Annotated in this window: 3 protein-coding genes; all 3 read right to left on the reverse strand. The window is 67.9% G+C overall.

All coding sequences use genetic code 11. The annotated features are described in order from the left end of the window. On the reverse strand, window positions 1-808 hold an 808-nt coding region (locus HZB86_12305; protein ID MBI5906304.1), incomplete at its 3' end, for an LOG family protein. Then, window positions 805-1,806: a sorbosone dehydrogenase family protein gene (locus tag HZB86_12310; GenBank protein MBI5906305.1), complete on the reverse strand. Its 1,002-nt coding sequence runs from the start codon at window positions 1,804-1,806 to the stop codon at window positions 805-807. The genes HZB86_12310 and HZB86_12305, both read right to left, overlap by 4 nt. 228 nt (window positions 1,807-2,034) lie before the next feature. Continuing rightward, entirely contained in the window at window positions 2,035-2,517 is a 483-nt protein-coding gene (locus HZB86_12315) for a VOC family protein (GenBank protein ID MBI5906306.1), read from the reverse strand. Between the last annotated feature and the right edge of the window lie 135 nt (window positions 2,518-2,652).

The following is a 2,652-nucleotide window of genomic DNA, read 5'->3' on the forward strand; positions in this document are numbered from 1 at the left end:
GGATCGCGGGCGCGCCGGGGGGGATCAGCTCCCGCAGGCGGATCACCAGTTCCGGGCCCACATACCGCGCGCTGTGGAACACCCGGTGGAACCCAAGGATCTCCTGAACGGCTTCCTCCACGCTCGAGGTGATCCGGAACAGGGAAAAATCCTCGGCGGAGCTCATCTCCGCCTTCCACAGGTCCTCCTCCAGGAACCCGCGCCACGTGGCCCAGTAATTCCCGCCGGGGACGTCCACCAGTACGACGGGGAACGGGTGGGTCTTGCCCGTCTGCAGCAGGGTCAGCACCTCGAACGCCTCGTCCATCGTCCCGAATCCCCCGGGAAAGAGGACGACCCCGCTCGACTCCTTGAGAAAGAGCAGCTTCCGCGCGAAGAAATATTTCGTGTGGATCCGCCGCGGGTTCCCCTCCATCACGGGGTTGTCCCCCTGCTCGAACGGCAGGAGGATGTTCACCCCGATCGAATGTTCCCGACCCGCCCCCCGGTGCGCGGCCGCCATGATGCCGTCGCCCGCGCCGGTCACGACGAACCACCCCGAGCTGGCCATCTCCCGGCCGAACGCCTCCGCCTGCCGGCACGCCGGGGAGTCCGGGGGGAGGCGCGCCGATCCGAATACCGTGACCTTGGGGCGATCCCGGAGCCCGTCGAAGAACCGGAAGGCGTGCCGGAGTTCCTTCAGGGTGCGGGAGAGCAGCTTCAGGTCCGCCCGCCCCGCCCCGTCTTCGCCCAACCCGTCGACGGTGCGGTGCATCTCCTGCAGAAGCTCCCCGGTCGATACCCGCGCATTCCTGCCGTTCCAGGTCACGCGCTCCTCCTCCGCGACCCGGGTTGCGGGATGGAGCCCCTCCGGCTCTCGACGTACGAGATCCGGTAGATCATCCCGGCCTTGTCGTCGGAGACCAGGAGGGAGCCGTCGGGCAGCTCCTGCACGTCCACGGGCCGGCCCCACGCCTTGCCGTCCGACAGCCACCCCTCCGCGAACGGCTCGTACCCCGCCGCGCGGTTCCCTTCCAGGCGGACGAACGTGACGCGGTACCCCACCGGATTCGAGCGGTTCCACGACCCGTGCTCGGCGATGAAGATCCCGCCGCGGTACGCGGACGGAAACATCGCCCCCTGGTAAAACCGCATCCCGAGGGACGCGGAGTGGGCGGGCAGCTCGAGTTCCGGGGGGGTGAAGCCGGCCGGCTTCCCCCTGCCGCCGAAATCCGGGTCGGGAAGGAATTTCCCGTGGGTGTACGGAAATCCGAAGTGGAGCCCCGTTCGGGGCGCCCGGTTCAGCTCGTCCGGCGGAAGGTCGTCCCCCATCCAGTCGCGGCCGTTGTCGGTGAACCAGAGCTCCTTCGTTTCCGGGTTCCAGTCGAACCCGACGGTGTTGCGCACTCCCGAGGCGAACAGCTCGAGGCCGGTCCCGTCGGGGTTCATCCGGTGGATCGCGGCGTAGCGCGGATCGCTCCGCTCGCAGACGTTGCACGGCGCCCCCACGGGGACGTACAGCTTCCCGTCGGGGCCGAAACGGATGAATTTCCAGCCGTGGTGCCCGTCCGTCGGGAAACCTTCGTTCACGACGACCGGCCTGGGGGGATCGGACAGGCGCGACTCGATCGCATCGTATCGAAGGACCCGGTGGATCTCGGCCACATAGAGCGCCCCGTTGCGGATCGCCACGCCGTTCGGGCTGCGCAGGCCCCGCGCGATCGCAACGACCCGGCGCGACTCCTTCGTCGTCCCTCCCGGCGGGACGGCGTACACCTCCCCCTTCCGGGTGCCGACGAAAAGCGTCCCCCGTTCCCCGAGCGCCATCGACCGCGCGTTGGGAACTTCCGCGTACTCCGCGATCCGGAATCCGGGCGGAAGGCGGATCCGCCCGATGCGGGTGTCAGAATCTCCTCCGGCGGCAAAGGGGGGCGCGATCGACAAAAGGAAGATCGTGGAAAAAACCCCGAAGGCGGCGACTATGGCGGACCGAATGGCCGTCGGACGCACGTCCCACCTCCGGGGTAAGTCAACGAACGGTCCGGTTATTCCGGACTACGCCTTTCCGCCCGACATTTTCCTGAAAAATTCATCCCCCCGCCGCTTCATCTCCTCCGGCGGAACCTCCTCCTTGCGCGTCGCAAGGTCCCAGATGTGGCCGAACGGGTCCTGGAGACTCCCGGTCCGGTCGCCCCAGAACATGTCCTCCACGGGGCGCTTCACCGTGGCCCCGGCCCCCACCGCCTTGCGGAACAGCTCGTCCACGTCCCGGACGTACAGGTACAACCCGGAGGGCGTTCCGCCGAGCGTCTCCGGCGATTGGCAATTCATCCCCGGGACCTCGTCGCCGAGGAAGAACCGGGAGTCGCCGATCTTCAGTTCCGCGTGCATCACGGTCTTGCCGTCCGGAGCGTGCATTCGCGCGATCTCCTCGGCGCCGAACGCCTTGCGGTAGAAATCGATGGCGCGCGCCGCTCCCCGCACCGTCAGGTGCGGCGTGATCGAATGGTACCCTTCCGGTATCGGCTTCACGGCCAACGTCAACTTCTTCGCTGCCTTCACCTTCTCATCCCCTTTCCCGCCCGGCACGGGACGACGCCGGACGGAACCCCGCCCCGACCGGGAAATTTCCACGGCCGCGGCAAGGCGATCCCCGTTGTATTTGTGGCATCC

The organism is Deltaproteobacteria bacterium (assembly GCA_016234845.1).
GTDB lineage: Bacteria > Desulfobacterota > Deferrimicrobia > Deferrimicrobiales > Deferrimicrobiaceae > JACRNP01.